Raw genomic sequence first — 15,810 nt, forward strand, 5'->3', positions numbered from 1 at the left:
GTAAAGCGCCGTGACTGACTGGCAAGTCATGGATTGCAGACTGAGATGTGCGAGAAAGCCGGCGTACAGGGAGCGCTGGCTCAGTTATCAGCTGGCTCGGGCTCGAGTTCGAGCACGGCAAGCAGCTCAGGGTGCAAAATAGTCTGCAACTGCGGATCGGCGATGAACAGACCGTAGGATCCATCAGAAATACCGCTGCTAATCCGATAGGGCGTTCCGTCGGCATCGACGGTCAGCTGAGAAAGATCAAGATAACGTGGCTCACATGGATTCTTATCCGCGTCACGCATGACAACTACCTTGGGCCGGAGATGGAGCTGCTGATGCTTCTCTAGCACCAGCGCGACTTCACCCGTGTGCAGTTCAACCAGCGTCCCTACGGGGAAGACGCCTAGCCAACGAATGAATTCCTGTACCAGGCTTTCGTCGAATTGTAGGCCGGAACCGCTGCGAAGCACGTCGTAGGCAGCCTGAATTGGTCGCGCATCGTCATAGGCGCGGTGGCTGGTGATCGCATCGAAGGCATCGACAATGGTAATAACCCGTGTCATGAACGGGATCTGATACTGCGCGAGCCCTTGCGGATAGCCCCGGCCATCCAAGCGCTCATGGTGGCCATAAGCAGCCTGGACCGCTACGGCGGGTATGTCATCCTGGTTGCACAGCGCCTGATACCCGAATTCCGGGTGGAGCTTGATGTGATCGAATTCTTCCTGGGTGAGTTTGCCCGGCTTATTGAGAATGGCAGGATCAATCTTCATCTTGCCGACATCGTGTAACAGCCCGGCGATGCCCAGCATTTCTATTTTGTCGTCAGGCAGTCCCAGATGGGTACCGAAGCCCATCGCCAGAATGGAAACGGATAGACAGTGCAGGCTGGTATACACATCCTGTGACTTCAAGCGCGTCAGCCAAAGCATGGCACTTTCGTTACGCAGCATGCTTTCAAGATTGCGCTTGACCAGAGCCTGGCAAGCCTTGGTGTCGATCGCGCGTCCCTGCTGAACATCCAACAGCACCTGGTCCAATAATAGTGCGCTGCTGCGATAGGCCTCACGCGCTTCGTGAACCTCCAGCGAGAGCGGAATACGGGGCATCGTACGTTTCACCCGGAGCGGTGTTGCCGATGGTGCGATTACCTGGCCTTGGTCGACCAGCATTCGACGGGTGTCATCGACGAACACATAGTCGCAGCGCTCGCGCACCGCCTGGATGTGTTCGAACTTGAGCAGGGGAAAACCCTGGAACAGAAAATCCGTTTGACGCCAAGGTCTATCCAGCTCGCAGATGTACATGCCGAGTTCCAGATGACTGACGTGCAGACGGCGCTTTGTGGCGACCTCCACTACGTCGGGCCGCTTACGCCTGCTTTTGAATAACTTCATCAAGCCTTTCCTGGCTCTTCATATTCATTAAGTTTGATTGCGTTGAAGCTGGCACCGAAGCCATAGGCGTTGGAACCCTAATGAAACGATAGGTTCATCGCCACTACCGCTTAACCAGTATTCCAACGACGCCTTAACCACATGAAAAAACTAAAAAACTTTTTGCCATCCGCAAGCTCTTCGGCTACATTAGCGCGCCTCGACAGACATCAAACCCCGTCGAGATCCGGTGAGGTGTCCGAGCGGTTGAAGGAGCACGCCTGGAAAGTGTGTATACGAGAAATCGTATCGTGGGTTCGAATCCCACCCTCACCGCCAGATCGAACACAAAGCCCCGATTATCGGGGCTTTGTCGTTTCAGGCCACCACATCGCTGTTCAGTGATCAGAACACTCAATGTAGGCGCTTACAGCAGACCCTATCCAATTGATAGCTGACCTGCTGCTCAATTTCCCGCACCGGCGGCAGCTCCTCCCGAACTTCCTGCTCCAATGCCGGCACCACGGCCGTTACTGCCGGATGTTCCGATTCCACCCGAAGACGTTCCGCCGCTGGGTGTGGCGTTTCCATTGGCACCATTATTAGGGATCGGTTGTACTGGAGTGCCGGTAGTTGTTGAGCGACCGGGCTCCACCGTAGAGCTTCCTGGACCAGTGGTAGTGATGGGTGCGCGATTGTTGTTCGGTGGCGCGACACCCGACGTGGCGTCATTACCAACCGGAGCCTGATTGGGTTGCGTCGAGCGATTACCGATCGCAGTGTTCGGCGGGTTTGCTCCTGCTGAACCGAGACCAGTATTCGAATCGGCAGCATTGCCAGGCTCCCGCGCAGCATTGATATCGCGCCCGATCTGTTGCCGATTCTCTTCCATGTTGGCACCAATCTGATCGCGCTCTTGCTGCAACGTCATGTTCTCTTCTTCGGCAGCTACCCCTCCTGAGACGGTCAGGGTCAACAGCAATGCCGGAACGCCAAGCTTGTTCATGGGTGAGTCTCCAGTTTTGAAGTTCACCCTAATAGACAACGGAAAAAGCAAAGCTATGCGCGGCATACACGCAACTCAGCGGGGCACAGCCCTATTAAAGAATGCTCCTGGTCCGCAAATTGCTTAGTTAACTTCCTGACACTGGAGAAGCAAGCGTTAGGCTGAGCAAGTCTGTAAAGCGGAACAGATCTTTGCCACCTCGTTTATTTCCGTGCAGCACACTTCAACACCTAGGACGCAAACCCTTTCATTAAGGTGCGATGGCACTCGGACTCCCGAAGTCTGCGTCTGAATAAAAAATACAAGGCCGCTACCATGTTTAAGCACAAGAAAATCAGGCAAGCGACAATGATCCTGCTGGCCACCGCAGTCATTCTGATCCTGCCGAATCTGACCCGTTTAATCAGTTGACTACCGGCACGGAACGGCGGAGATACGCTTATGCATCGCATGTTTTGGTTGCTGATGGCGATGACCGGACCTGTATTTGGCGGAGAAGTCGATCAGCCGGCCGCGCTGATGGCACTGCAACGCGCTGACGTCGTTCTGCTCGACGTTCGCACCGAAAAGGAGTACGCCGAAGGTGCCCTGCCCGGCGCAACGCGAATCGAGACCCAGTATCTCGCCGAACGCATTACCAGTGTAGCGCCCGACAAGGACGCTCCGGTCGTACTCTACTGCCGCAGCGGCCGTCGCTCATCTGGCGCGCAAGATCTGCTTCGTGAACTGGGTTATAGCCAAGTCATTAACGCTGGCGGTTATCAAGACTTGAAAGCCGTCGTGCCGCCTCGCTGACAGCGCCATAGGGTTCGCCGCAACGCCCAGTACCGCCCTTCGCCTGCCCCCCTACAGTCACCTCCTCTTCATTTTTTGCGGGAACTAATACGCAACAGTGGCTTACTGAAAAAGGAGCCACTGTTTCAGCGCTTGGTCGCGCATACCTGGAGGATTCCAACCGATGAATTGGGACGTGATGTTGAACGAAAGGCTTTGGATCAACATCGCCATAATCGCTGGCGTCACGATTGTCAGCTACCTCGTCCTGCAGACCATTCTGCGGATTATTACCAACCGTCTGCGAAAGATGAGCAAAGGGTCCAGGAGCGGCTTCGTCGCCATTGCGGCGGAGATGCTCAGCCGCACCAGCCATTTGCTGTTGATAGCCCTTTCGCTGCTGATCGCATTGAAGGTTGTCAAACTGCCAGATCGCTGGGAGTCGGCGATGTCCCACGGTTGGTTCATCGCCCTCGCCTTTCAGATCGCGTTGTGGATGGATACCGCCGTTCGGCTGTGGATGGAAAGTCTGAATCGTGACGGCAAAGCACGAAACCCGGTCACCACGACGATCATCGGCATCATGATCCGCATCGTCATCTGGACGATGATGCTGCTCTCGATTCTGTCCAATCTGGGCGTGGATATCACCGCCATGGTCGCCAGCCTGGGCGTCGGCGGTATCGCCATCGCGTTGGCGGTGCAGACTTTGCTCAGCGACGTCTTCGCATCGCTGTCCATCGGCGTGGATAAGCCCTTCGAGATCGGGGATTTCGTGGTATTCGGTGAAGTAGCCGGGAACATCGAACACATCGGCCTCAGGACAACGCGCATCCGAGCATTGAGCGGCGAGCAGATCGTCTGCGCCAACTCCGAGCTGCTCACGCAGATACTGCACAACTACAAGCGCATGAACACGCGGCGCATCGTGTTCAAGTTCGGGATTACCTACAACACGCCTTCAGACAAGGTGCGCGAGGTGTCCGCGCTGGTAAAGCAAATCATCGACGGGCTGGATAACGCCAAGTTCGACCGTGCGCACTTCCTCGCCTTCGACGACAGCCAGCTCACGTTCGAGGTCGTCTACATCATGCAGGTGTCGGACTACAACGCATACATGGACACTCAGCAGGAAATCAATTTGCAGCTACTCGATGGCATTCGCGAGATGGGCTTGCAGTTCGCCTTCCCGACCCGCAGTGTCGAGTTCATTGGCGGCAGCTTCCCCGAGCTGACCGTCGCCGGGCTACCGAAGGAAACGCCTGCGGCCAACCAGGAAGCCCAAAGCGCGCTGCCGAACGGGTGACAGCGGCGACGGCGACGGCCACAACGACCGGCGCCGTCACTCGCTCAACTCAACGCAGGCGCATCTGCTTGTGGGTTTCGATCAGCTGCGGCACTACACCCGGGTCAGCCAGCGTCGAGATATCGCCCAGGGCGTCGTACTCGTCGGTGGCGATCTTGCGCAGGATGCGTCGCATGATCTTGCCCGAGCGGGTCTTCGGTAAGCCCGGCGCCCACTGAATCACGTCCGGCACGGCTATCGGCCCGATCTCTTTGCGCACCCACTGCTGCAGCTCCTGACGCAACTGATCGGACGGCTCCTCGCCCGCCAGCAGCGTCACGTATACGTAGATTCCTTGCCCCTTGAGCGGATGCGGCACACCCACCACCGCCGCTTCGGCCACCTTGCGGTGCGCCACCATTGCGCTTTCGATTTCCGCCGTGCCCATGCGATGGCCGGAAACGTTCAATACGTCGTCCACCCGACCGGTGATCCAGTAGTAGCCGTCCTCGTCGCGGCGGGCGCCGTCACCGGTGAAATACATCCCGCGGAAAGTTTTGAAATAGGTGTCGACGAAGCGATCGTGGTCGCCATAGATGCTGCGCATCTGCCCCGGCCAGGAGTCGAGGATGACCAGATTGCCCTCGGTGGCGCCTTCGAGCAGGTTGCCGAGGTTGTCCACCAGGCCGGGCACCACGCCGAAGAACGGCCGCGTCGCAGACCCCGGCTTCAATGCGGTGGCACCGGGCAGAGGGCTGATCAGGATGCCACCCGTCTCGGTCTGCCACCATGTATCCACGATCGGGCAGCGCGACTTGCCCATCGTCTCGTAGTACCAATGCCAGGCTTCAGGGTTGATCGGCTCGCCCACTGAACCGAGCAGGCGCAGGCTCGAGCCATCGGCGCCTTCCATCGCCGCGCCACCCTCGGCCATCATCGAGCGGATTGCAGTGGGCGCGGTATAGAGCACGTTGACCTTGTGCTTGTCGATGATCTTGCCGATCCGGGTCACGTCGGGATAATTGGGCACACCTTCGAACATCAGCGTGGTCGCGCCGTTGGCCAAGGGCCCGTAGACAATGTAGCTGTGGCCGGTAATCCAGCCCACGTCGGCTGTACACCAGTAAATTTCGCCGGGTCGATAATCAAAGACCCGCTCGTGGGTCAGCGCGGCGTAGAGCAGATAGCCGCCCGTGGTGTGCATCACGCCCTTGGGCTTGCCGGTGGACCCGGAGGTGTAGAGGATGAACAACGGCTCCTCTGCGCCCATCTCCTTGGGTGCGCACACGTCGCCGGCCACGCGCATCAGATCGTCGTACCAGATATCGCGATGCTGGTGCCATCTGATCTCGCCACCGGTGCGGCGCACCACGATGATTTTCTGTACGCAGCTGGTCTGCGGGTTGGTCAGCGCCTCGTCGACATTGGACTTTAGCGGTATCTTCCTGCCGCCGCGCAGCCCTTCATCCGCCGTAATGACTACTTTTGAGCTGCCATCGATGATGCGGCCTGCCAAGGCCTCGGGTGAGAAACCACCGAACACCACCGAATGAATCGCGCCGATGCGTGCACACGCCAACATCGCCACCGCTACCTCGGGAATCATCGGCATGTAGATAGTGACTACATCCCCCCGATGCACATCCTGGCCACGCAGCGCGTTGGCGAACTTACAGACCTCGTGATGCAGCTCACGATAGGTGATGGTGCGCTGTTCGGACGGATCGTCTCCCTCCCAGATGATCGCAACTTCGTCACCTCGCGTTTCGAGGTGGCGGTCTAGGCAATTGGCCGATACGTTCAGCGTGCCGTCGGCAAACCATTTGATATCGACATGATGATCATCGAAGGAGGTCTGTTTGACTCGCGAAAAGGGTTTGATCCAGTCGATGCGCTCCGCCTGCTCGCGCCAGAAGCCGTCAGGATTGACCACCGACTGTTGGTACATGGCTTTGTAGGCGGCCTCGTCGGTCAGCGACCGAGCCGCAACTTCCGGTTTCACGGGGTACAGGGACGCAGCACTCATGGGCAAACTCCTAACTCGTTGGTCTTGTTATCGTTTCGACTAGCGGTGCTTCACAGGCAAACCATACAAATCAATCCAAGCGCTTGGAAGGCTTCAGGTTCGAGCAATGTGAGGTCGAAGCGTTCCGCTAGCTTGCTAGTCGTCGAAAAAACGCCGTTCTCCGTAGAGCATAGACGGTTCGGCCAAGGCGCACTTCATCTCCCCTCGTGGTCATAAAGATGCCAGGGCCAAAGCCTGCCAGGTTGGTATTCGAGGATGTCAGATCCAGCGAACATGTTCTTTCGTGTCATTCAACGCATCAGGGAAAGCATCGCCTTCTACCCGGTGCTGATTCCTGTCTTTTACGTCGTCGTGGCCGTTCTGGTCTGGGCATTCGAGTCGACCTCCCTTGCCACAGCATTACGCGACGATCTACCACCCGGTCTGGTAGACGCCGATAACAGCCGTGAAATTCTTGGAACACTGATCACCGGCGCCATTTCCCTTACCGTGTTCAGCTTCTCCATGGTGATGGTCGTGCTCAACGGCGCAGCGTCCCGCCTGTCACCGCGCGTGCTGCCTGGGCTGGTCAGCGACACGCGCAACCAGGTGATTCTCGGAATCTACCTGGGCAGCATCGTCTATTTCCTGCTGATGATCGGCACCCTGAACAAGAACGAACCGCAAAGCGTTCCAACGCTCTCTCAGCCGTTGGCGCTGCTGTTCGGCATGCTGTGCATGGCCCTGTTCGTTGTGTTCATTCGTTCGGTATCACAATCGATTCAGGTCGACTGGATACTCAGTCAGCTCTACAGCGACGCTTTGGCCAATCTGAACAAGCGCAGGCAGCGGATCGCCGGCATCACCGAGATTCCGGACGCAGCCGATTGGTGGTGCCTGCCTGCAGCTCGGCCTGGCTACCTGCGCGAGGTGAATGAGCGTCGCCTGGGCAAGATACTGCGCAAACACGACCTGCAGGCCGTGATCCAGGTAGAGCCAGGGTTCTTCTTGATCGAAGGTCACCCGTTGATCAAGCTCAGCGAGCCCCTGAGCGAAGACGATGCAAGTGACGTACTGGATTGCTTCGATTTCCATGACAGGGAGTTCGCCGGTTCCAACGTCTCCTACGGCATGCGCCAGATCTCGGAGATAGCGGTCAAGGCCATCAGCCCGGCCATCAACGACCCCGGCACTGCAATGCGGGCGGTCAATCTGATCGGCGTATTGTTGAAAAGGCTCAGCGGCATACCGCCTTACGACATTGGTTGCATCGACAACAGACGACCTCGCCTCTTTTATCCGCAACCGGATATGCAGCGTGTGCTGCAGAACGTGATAGCACCGATCCGCATCTACGCCGGCCATGATCCGCAGGTGTTGATCACGCTGTTGCGGTGCCTGAAGAATGCCTTGCACGGCGACCCGAGCGAAGCACAGCTCGACGCCTTCCATGAAGAAATCCTCGCCCTGCGCAACGAAGCCGACGCGAAGGTGGAGAACCCGCGCGACCGTCGGGCGGTGAACGAAGAACTCGAGCGGCTGGCGAAATTCCAGAGCGCACAGACTGCCGTAGCGCTCCTGTCCGTAGATCGGCAGCGTCAGTCGCAAGCCCAGTCGTGAACGCCACCTCGCGCCGCTGGGCAAAGCTGTCTTCGTTTCCTGTGGAAGGCCCGCCCCGGGGCGAAGCTTATTGTTTTTGAGCGGGCAGAAGGTGCGCGTTCGCCGCGGGGCGCACCTCCCACTAAAGCATTTCGCGCCGGTTTGCGAAGGCGCGTAGCGTTGGAACTTATTCCGCTTGGTTCGCCGCTTCGGCAGCCTCGATCAGATCGGGGCCGATCTCCGCTTCGAACTTCTTCCAGGCGGGCCGCACAGCATCACGCCAGGCGTCGCGCTGTTCTTCGGTCAGCACCAGGATCTCGCTCTTGCCGGTATCGATGATGTTCTGCTTGGCCTTCTCGTTCAGCGCCTCGGCCTGGCGATTCACCTCGGCAGTGACTTCCTCGATGATCTGTTCGAGCTCGGTCCGCACCGGTGCCGGCAAGCCATTCCAGAACTGGGTATTGGTGATGAGTAGATAGTTGCCGATCCCATGATTGGACTCGGTCATGTACTTCTGCACTTCGTAATACTTCTGGCTGTAGATGTTCGACCAGGGATTGTCCTGCGCATTGACCACGCCGGTTTGCAGCCCCTGGTAGATCTCGGCGAACGCCATCTTGCGCGGCACGGCGCGCAGTGCGGTGTACTGAGCGGCCTGCAGATCCGAAGGCTGCACGCGGAATTTCAGCCCGCGCGCGTCGGCAGGTTCACGCAGCGGCTTGTTGGCGGTGAACTGACGCATGCCGTTGAGCCAGTAGGCCAGCCCGGTGATGCCCTTGTCTTCCATGGACTTGAGCATCGCCTTGCCCTTGTCCGATTGCTGGAAACGTTGCGCCGCCGCCACGTCATCGAACAGGAACATCAGATCGAACAGCTGCAATTGCTTGGTGTACTGCTCCAGCTTTGACGGCGCCGGTGCGAGCATCTGGACTTCGTTGAGCAGCAGCGCTTCCATCTCCTTGCCGTCGCCGTACAGCGAAGAGTTGGGGTAAACCTGCACCTCGACCTGGTCCGGCAGTCGCTCTTCGACCAGCTTTTTGAACATCAGCGCACCCTGCCCCTTGGGTGTGCTGTCGGCGGTAATGTGGGAGAACTTGATCAGAATCGGATCGGCCGCCTGAGCGGCGAATACGCTGAACAAGGCCGACGCGGCGAGCAAATGGGTGATACCACGGGTGAGTCGTGCCATGGAGAAGCTCCGTTTTGTAGTTGTGTGAGCCATGTAGCTGACCCGAACTCTAGCCGTCACCGTTTCCCACTGACATTCATATTTGAGCAAGCAAGCCTTCGCTCCTCGCGAAGGCATCTACGAAACCATGCGGAGTTCAGCCTGTTTTCAGCGATTGCCTTCGCGAGTGGTGAGGTGCTCCAGCAACTGTCGCGCGGTGACCGAGAGGCTTTCCAGGCTGCGCACGCCAATTTTCAGTTCGCGTCGTGCCCAGGGATCTACGAGGGGAATGATCGCGACATCCAGCGCCGGCAAATAATTGCGCACCACCTGCTCTGGCAGAACCCCAATGCCCATGCCGGTGTGAATCATCCGGCAGATCGCCTCGAAGCTGCGCACCTGAATCCGCAATCGCAAGGGCATGCCCATCTGTTGGGCCGATTGATGCAGCAACACATGCAAGGAGGCGTCCTGCTGCAGACCGATGAAATCGAAGCCGGCGGCATCGCGCAGCGCAATGCTCTTCAGCGCCGCCAAGGGGTGCTCCCGTGGCGTGACCAGCACGAGCGAGTCCTCGCGATAGCCGAACACTTGAAGATCCTCGGCCGGCATGTGACCCGCGAAGACACCGATGTCGGTCAACCCTTCCCGCAGGGCGCGCAGCGTATCGTTGCTGACTCGCTCCTCCAGATCGATCTTCACTTCCGGATGCAGGCGCGCAAAGGCGCTCAGGTCTTCAGGCAGAAACTCGATCACCGATGATGTATTGGCATGAATGCGCACATGCCCCTTCACGCCTTGGCTGAACTCGCTGAGGTCGGCATCCATCTGCTGCAAACCGTCGAGCAGATTGCGCGCGTGATGCAGCAATGCATGGCCGGCCGGCGTCAGCTCCACGCCTTTGGGTTGGCGGTACAACAGGCTGACACCGAGCTGGCCTTCCAGGTCGCTGATACGCTTGCTGACAGCCGCGAGGGCCAAGTGCTCACGCTCCGCTGCGCGAGTCAGGCTGCGCTCGTCGGCAACGGCAACGAAGAGGCGCAGGGTAACGAAATCGACACGCCGCATGGTTGACTCCGTATTCGCAACTGACGAAGCGATCACCATAAACCCGCACGCCCAGAAAGGCACCAGCAAGTTGCCTTCGTGGCTGACGAAACCATCCTTGGCTATTCAGCAATTGTCCGCTGCGCGGCGCTCGGTCATCCTCCGTACATGAATCGACCCGGCACAGGTGTGGTGATGAACAAACAAAATGAAACCAGCTTGCCGTTGCAAGGCCTCAAGGTCATCGAGATGGGCCAGCTGATCGCCGGCCCCTTCGCCAGCAAGATGCTCGGTGAATTTGGCGCCGAAGTGATCAAGATCGAGCCGCCACGGGTTGGTGACCCACTGCGCAAATGGCGCAAACTCAAGGACGGCACCTCGCTCTGGTGGCACGTGCAGTCACGCAACAAGCAATCCGTCACGCTCGATCTGAAGGCCTCCGAAGGTCAGCAGATCGTCCGTCAACTGGTCGCCGAGGCCGATGTGCTGGTGGAAAACTTTCGCCCTGGCACGCTCGAAGCCTGGGGCCTGGGCTGGGACGAACTGTCGAAGCTCAACCCGCGCCTGATCATGCTGCGTATTTCCGGCTACGGTCAGACCGGCCCCTATCGCGACCTGCCCGGCTTCGGCGTGATCGGCGAGGCCATGGGCGGGTTGCGTCACCTGTCCGGCTATCCGGGCCAGCCACCGGTACGCGTGGGCATCAGCATCGGTGATTCGCTGTCGTCGCTGTACGGCGTCATCGGCGTGCTGCTCGCCTTGCAGGAGCGCAACCGCAGCGGCAAGGGCCAGGAAATCGACGTCGCGCTTTACGAGTCGGTGTTCGCCATGATGGAAAGCCTGGTGCCTGAATACGATGCCTTCGGCTATGTGCGCGAGCCGGCCGGCAGCGCCTTGCCCGGCATCACGCCGTCCAACTCCTACCTGTGCAGCGACGGCGCCTACGTGCTGATCGCCGGCAATGGCGACAGCATCTACAAACGATTGATGACCCTGATGGGGCGCCAGGACTTGGCCGACGACCCGCGTTTCGCGCATAACGATGGCCGCGCGCAGCACGCCGAGCTGATCGACGCCGCGATTGGCGAATGGACCGTGCAGCACAGCCGCGACGAAGTGATCGAGGCGTTGAAAGAAGCCCGCGTTCCGGCCGGCTACCCCTACACCGCCGCCGACATCGTCAAGGATCCGCACTACCTGGCGCGACAGATGATTGAGCAGGTAGAGACCTTCGCCGGGCCGCTCAAGGTCCCGGGCGTGCTTCCCAAACTCAGCCGCACGCCCGGCCGCATCGGTGCCGGCGGTCCGCAGCTGGGTGAGCACACCGAAGATGTACTGGCCGGGCTCGGCTTGACCGAAGAGCAGCGCCAGGGGCTGCGTGAACGGGGAATCATCTGAGCGCTGCGGCCTTCGTAGGGTGGATGCGCTTTTCTCATCCACCGCGACACCGGTTAGCGGTGGATGGGTGGAGCGCCATGCACCCTACAGACTGCCAGGAGATCCGCTTCTTCCAACAAAAGCAGCTCGGTACGAATCCGCTCTTTGATTTTTTCTGTCGGAGCCCCTCAAAGCGAACTTTTGGCTCCTACCTCCTCAACAACGCAGCGCCTGCCTGACCGGAGACATCCATGACCAAACGCCTCTACATTCAAGACGTCGCGACACGCGACGGCTTCCAGATCGAACCCAACTTCATCCCAACTGAAGACAAAATCACGCTGATCGACAGCCTCTCCGACACCGGGCTGGCAAAAATAGAGGTCACGTCCTTCACCTCGCCAAAGGCCATCCCGAACCTGCGCGACGCCGAAGAAGTAATGCGCGGTATCCGCCGCGTAGCAGGCGTCGAATACACCGTACTTGTACCCAACGTGAAGGGATGCGAGCGCGCACTTTCCTGTGACGTCGACGAGATCAACCTGGTGATGTCTGCCAGCGACACGCACGGCCTGGCTAATTTGCGGATGACACCCGAGCAATCACTGGTGCAGTTCCGCGAGATCATCGAGGTGACGCGCGGCAGCGACGTGTTCATAAACGCCTCACTATCGACCACCTTCGGCTGCCCATTCGAAGGTGAGATCCCCGAACCACGCGTGTATGAACTGGTGCAGCGCCTGTTGGATATCGGCGTTCAAGGCGTCACCCTTTGCGACACCACCGGCATGGCCGATCCGGCCCAGGTCGAACGCATCTGCCGCCACGCGGTGACCCAATGGCCCGAAGCGGTGTTCACCGCGCACTTCCACAACACTCGAGGAATGGGACTGGCTAACGCCCTGGCCGCACTGAACGCCGGCATCGACCGCTTCGACGCCTCCCTCGGCGGACTCGGCGGTTGCCCCTACGCACCCGGCGCCAGCGGCAACATCTGCACCGAGGACCTGGTGCACATGTTCCAGCGCATGGGCCTGGATACAGGCGTCGATCTCGACAAACTGCTGCAGTGCGCTGCCAGCCTGCCCGAACTGGTCGGGCATGAAGTGCCAGGTGCCGTGCTCAAGGCCGGTAAAGCGGACCGTCAGTACCCGAAGCCGAAGTGGATGGAACAGGAAGCCGCCCGATAGGCCCTGCCGGCAGAGACGTTGTAGCATTTGCCGACTCGACCTAGGGCTTCGCTAATGGACAACATCGACGTGCACTGGCAGCGGCGCCTGAGCAGCTTCCATAAGGTTCTGTTACAGCTCGATGGAGCGATAGAGCTCATGCAGCAGCGCGAACTATCGAAACTGGAAAAACAAGGCGTCATCCAGCGCTTCGAATATTGCTATGAACTTGGCTGGAATACGCTGAAAGACTTTCTCGTCTGGCAGGGCATCGACGGCATCGTGGGCTCCCGCGACACCATTCGAGAAGCGTTCAGCCAAGGGCTCATCGGCGATGGTCATGCCTGGATGCAAATGCTCACGGACCGAAACCGTACTTCTCACACATACAATGAAGAAACGGCCGAGGCGATCCTGGCCAATATCCGATTGCAGCACCACACTCTACTCAAGAAACTTGAGAACACGATGCGCAGCAGGGCCGAGCTAACCCCATGACGCTGGAGAACGTCGGTTTATCCGAAAAAGATGTCCAATCTATCCGTGACACCCTTCGACGTTTTCCCAACATTAGCGAAGCGATCCTTTACGGCTCCCGCGCGAAAGGAAACTACCGCCCCGGCTCTGATATCGACTTGACCCTCAAGGGCGATGAACTCACACACCACGAGCTACTCGACATCGAGCTGGCACTGGATGACCTGCTCCTGCCCTACAAGATCGATTTATCCTTACATCACCAGCTCGACAACCCGCAGCTACTTGATCACATCGCCAGAGTCGGAAGGATGTTTTACAGGGCAACGGACTAACGCACCCCTTCGATCAAGCGCTTCACCTGAAATCGTACCGGGTATGTATCACTTAGCCTCGCGATAGCACGCCACACGGCTGCTCTTGTGGGAGTCGCGCCCCGCGGCGAATTCAGGCGCGAGCCGGTGCAAAGATATAACTACTCCGAAGGGCCCGCCCGCCGCTGCTGGTAGATCAGATCGACGATTTCTCCTTCCGGCACATAACCACTCACCACTTCCCGCAGCAACACCCTAACCTGAGGGTAATCATCCTGCTCCACAGCCTTGAGCAGCTTCGCAAGCACACCCCGCAGCACGTCCCAGGTGAAGTACTCTTCATCGGCCCGCATGATCATTGGGTGCTCGGTCGGGCTCACGTTGTCGCCGATCAGCAGCTCTTCATACAGCTTCTCGCCCGGACGCAGCCCGGTGAACTCAACTGCGATATCACCATGCGGGCACTTCTCCGAGCGGATGCTCAGGCCTGACAGGCGGATCAGCTTTTCAGCCAGCTGAGCAATCAGCACCGGCTGCCCCATGTCCAGCACGAATACATCACCGCCCTGCCCCATGGAGCCCGCTTGGATCACCAATTGGGCGGCTTCCGGTATCGTCATAAAGTAGCGTGTGATCTTGGGATGGGTAACCGTCACCGGGCCACCAGCCCGAATCTGCTCGTAAAACCTTGGGATTACTGAACCAGACGAACCCAGGACATTGCCAAAGCGAACCATGGTAAAACGGGTCTTGTTGACGTGGTGGACCCCTGCTTCAGCAGAGAAAAGAACCGGTGCAGTCTCTCGACTCAGCGCCTGCAAAATCATTTCGGCGACACGCTTGGTACTGCCCATTACATTGGTGGGCCGAACCGCCTTATCAGTCGAAATAAGCACGAAGTTCGAGACGCCAGCCTGAATCGCTGCCTGCGCCGTATAGACCGTTCCAAACGTATTGTTCAGCACCCCTTCCGCAATGTTGTGCTCGACCATCGGGACATGTTTGTAAGCAGCAGCGTGATATACGGAGTTGACCTTCCAGGTGCGCATGATTTCAACCATACGAGCGCCGTTTCGGATCGAGCCAAGAATCGGCACCAACCGCACCGGTAGCGATTCACGTTCGATTCGGCTCTCCAGCTCGCTATGTATACGATAAAGATTGAATTCGCTGTGCTCGAATAGCAGCAAGGTTCGTGGTTTAGTGGGGATGATTTGACGACATAGCTCACTGCCGATCGATCCCCCAGCGCCGGTTACCATCACGACCTGATCGCGAATGCAGCGCTCGAATAGCTCCTGGCGCGCAGGCACCGCATCACGCCCGAGCAAGTCGGCGATATCGACTTCTTGAAGGTCCTCTACCTTCACTCGCCCGCTGGCCAAATCCATAACAGCCGGAACACTTCGAACGTGAAGCGGGAATGGCTCCAGGCTTTCCAGCACCTCGCGCCGTCGAGCACGAGAAGTAGAAGGAATGGCCAGGAGAATTTGTTGAGCAGCTGTTTCGTTGATCAGCTGCTGGATATGCTTTGGCTTGTAAACTCTTAGGCCCGAGATAATCCGATTGGCAATATTCGGATCATCATCAATGAACGCGACTGGGCGCATCGTCCGGCCCATTCGTAAAGCTGCAACCAGCTGATTGCCTGCCGCGCCGGCGCCGTAGATAGCCACCCGCGTCAGACCAGTATCTGGACGCCTGAAGTTCAGCGTTTGCCCTGCCGCAAACCAGTGCCCCATGAAGTATTGGCGCATGACCAGCCGAAGCCCGCCAATCAGTACCAAGCTCAGCCACCAATAGTTCAAGACCAAGGAACGCGGAATGACCTTGGGTGCGTCCTGATACCAATACACGACCAGCGCCAGCATCAAGGCTGAGAGCGTCACAGCTCTGGCGATTGCGATCAGCGCATCGTTGCCGAAATAACGCATTACCGCACGGTACATACCGATACGAATAAACAACGGAATCGCAATCAACGGGGCGACAGCGAACAGCCACGCATGCACACCGAACGGATCGATAGTCTTCGCGTCGCCCAGGCGGACCACGAACGCTAGCCATAAAGCGACCCACACCAGCACGATATCGGTCGACACCTGGATGAGCCGTTTATATTGCCGGGGCAATCTCACAAGGCGCCCACGCAGCTCCTCGGCCAATCTCAACACAGCAACACCTCAATTTTTTCTTATCTGCCAAAAACACGATCAACAAAAAGC

13 protein-coding genes and 1 tRNA gene are annotated in these 15,810 nt (G+C 58.4%); 8 read left to right on the forward strand and 6 right to left on the reverse strand.

Going from position 1 to position 15,810, the window contains the following annotated elements:
* Positions 1–80: 80 nt before the first annotated feature.
* A complete protein-coding gene (locus tag CH92_RS13565) occupies positions 81–1,385 on the reverse strand; it encodes an HD-GYP domain-containing protein (RefSeq protein ID WP_025242312.1) in 1,305 nt (434 codons plus the stop codon).
* A 228-nt stretch (positions 1,386–1,613) separates the two neighbouring features.
* Here CH92_RS13565 and CH92_RS13570 point away from each other — a divergent pair.
* Positions 1,614–1,703, forward strand: a tRNA-Ser gene (locus CH92_RS13570).
* A gap of 127 nt (positions 1,704–1,830) precedes the next feature.
* Here CH92_RS13570 and CH92_RS21690 read toward each other — a convergent pair.
* Complete coding sequence (locus CH92_RS21690) at positions 1,831–2,370, reverse strand: hypothetical protein (RefSeq protein ID WP_080690005.1); 540 nt, start codon at positions 2,368–2,370, stop codon at positions 1,831–1,833.
* A gap of 441 nt (positions 2,371–2,811) precedes the next feature.
* On the opposite strand from CH92_RS21690, the gene CH92_RS13575 reads away from it, so the two are divergent.
* Positions 2,812–3,165, forward strand: coding sequence for a rhodanese-like domain-containing protein (locus tag CH92_RS13575; RefSeq protein ID WP_025242313.1), 354 nt, complete (start codon positions 2,812–2,814; stop codon positions 3,163–3,165).
* Positions 3,166–3,328: 163 nt separating this feature from the next.
* A complete protein-coding gene (locus CH92_RS13580) occupies positions 3,329–4,450 on the forward strand; it encodes a mechanosensitive ion channel family protein (RefSeq protein ID WP_025242314.1) in 1,122 nt (373 codons plus the stop codon).
* Positions 4,451–4,499: 49 nt separating this feature from the next.
* On the opposite strand, the gene acs is transcribed toward CH92_RS13580, so the two are convergent.
* Entirely contained in the window at positions 4,500–6,455 is a 1,956-nt protein-coding gene (acs, locus tag CH92_RS13585; RefSeq protein ID WP_025242315.1) for an acetate--CoA ligase, read from the reverse strand.
* Between the two features lie 255 nt (positions 6,456–6,710).
* Between acs and CH92_RS13590 the strand changes: the two genes are divergently transcribed.
* Positions 6,711–8,054, forward strand: coding sequence for a DUF2254 domain-containing protein (locus tag CH92_RS13590; protein WP_025242316.1), 1,344 nt, complete (start codon positions 6,711–6,713; stop codon positions 8,052–8,054).
* Positions 8,055–8,220: 166 nt separating this feature from the next.
* On the opposite strand, the gene CH92_RS13595 is transcribed toward CH92_RS13590, so the two are convergent.
* Together CH92_RS13595 and CH92_RS13600 are read right to left on the reverse strand one after the other, a co-directional pair.
* Positions 8,221–9,222, reverse strand: a complete 1,002-nt coding sequence (locus CH92_RS13595; protein WP_025242317.1) for a TRAP transporter substrate-binding protein — start codon at positions 9,220–9,222, stop codon at positions 8,221–8,223.
* A gap of 147 nt (positions 9,223–9,369) precedes the next feature.
* Positions 9,370–10,269, reverse strand: a complete 900-nt coding sequence (locus tag CH92_RS13600) for a LysR family transcriptional regulator (protein ID WP_025242318.1) — start codon at positions 10,267–10,269, stop codon at positions 9,370–9,372.
* 174 nt (positions 10,270–10,443) lie between these two features.
* On the opposite strand from CH92_RS13600, the gene CH92_RS13605 reads away from it, so the two are divergent.
* From CH92_RS13605 to CH92_RS13620, 4 genes are all read left to right on the forward strand, one after another.
* Positions 10,444–11,646, forward strand: coding sequence for a CaiB/BaiF CoA transferase family protein (locus tag CH92_RS13605; protein WP_025242319.1), 1,203 nt, complete (start codon positions 10,444–10,446; stop codon positions 11,644–11,646).
* Between the two features lie 230 nt (positions 11,647–11,876).
* Positions 11,877–12,815, forward strand: a complete 939-nt coding sequence (locus CH92_RS13610) for a hydroxymethylglutaryl-CoA lyase (RefSeq protein WP_025242320.1) — start codon at positions 11,877–11,879, stop codon at positions 12,813–12,815.
* Between the two features lie 54 nt (positions 12,816–12,869).
* Positions 12,870–13,292 (forward strand): nucleotidyltransferase substrate binding protein, encoded by a 423-nt coding sequence (locus CH92_RS13615; protein WP_025242321.1) that lies wholly within the window; start codon positions 12,870–12,872, stop codon positions 13,290–13,292.
* On the forward strand, positions 13,289–13,606 hold the full coding sequence (locus tag CH92_RS13620) for a nucleotidyltransferase domain-containing protein (RefSeq protein ID WP_038623020.1): 318 nt from the start codon (positions 13,289–13,291) through the stop codon (positions 13,604–13,606). The genes CH92_RS13615 and CH92_RS13620 overlap by 4 nt, the downstream gene beginning before the upstream one ends.
* 140 nt (positions 13,607–13,746) lie before the next feature.
* On the opposite strand, the gene CH92_RS13625 is transcribed toward CH92_RS13620, so the two are convergent.
* A complete protein-coding gene (locus CH92_RS13625; protein ID WP_025242323.1) occupies positions 13,747–15,759 on the reverse strand; it encodes a polysaccharide biosynthesis protein in 2,013 nt (670 codons plus the stop codon).
* Positions 15,760–15,810: the final 51 nt, after the last annotated feature.

Source organism: Stutzerimonas stutzeri (assembly GCF_000590475.1).
GTDB lineage: Bacteria > Pseudomonadota > Gammaproteobacteria > Pseudomonadales > Pseudomonadaceae > Stutzerimonas > Stutzerimonas stutzeri_D.